We start from the raw sequence: 543 nt of genomic DNA, 5'->3' as shown, positions 1-543 counted from the left end.
AGAGAAAACTTAGTCAAGTCCAGACTCCTGTGTAAAATGCTATACAATGTTTTTACCATTTCTACTTATCAAAATTGATGTATTTTCTTGAAGAATAAATCCATTCATCATGTAGGTCCATAAGAACGGCTCCAATTAAGCGATTGGCTGATGTTTGATTGGGGAAGATGCGAATAATCTTTTCTCTTCTGCGTACTTCTTGATTCAGTCGTTCAATTAGATTGGTACTCTTTAGTCGATTGTGGGAATTTCCTTGTACGGTATATTGAAAGGCGTCTTCGAATCCATCATCCAATGATGCGCAAGCTTTTGAATATTTTGGTTGATCGATATAATCATGAATCAATCGATTTTTAGCCTCACGCGCTAAGTTAATATCTGTGAACTTAAAAATTCCTTTAACAGCTTCTCTGAAAGATTTTGAATTTTTTTTAGGAATGGTGGTAAAGATATTTCTTAGGAAGTGAACTTGGCATCTTTGCCAACTTACGTTGGTGAAGGATTTTCTAATGGCAGAGACTAATCCTTTGTGCGCATCAGAAA

The 543-nt window shown here is 35.5% G+C and carries 1 pseudogene; it reads right to left on the bottom strand.

The features are described 5' to 3' along the window. Window positions 1–61: 61 nt before the first annotated feature. Window positions 62–543, bottom strand: a pseudogene (locus ACU8YE_RS24165) (IS256-like element IS256 family transposase); the annotation flags it as partial.

The organism is Ralstonia sp. VS2407 (genome assembly GCF_052950655.1).
Note: the sequence above shows the minus strand (reverse complement) of the source record. Positions and strands in the feature narration are given on the sequence as shown.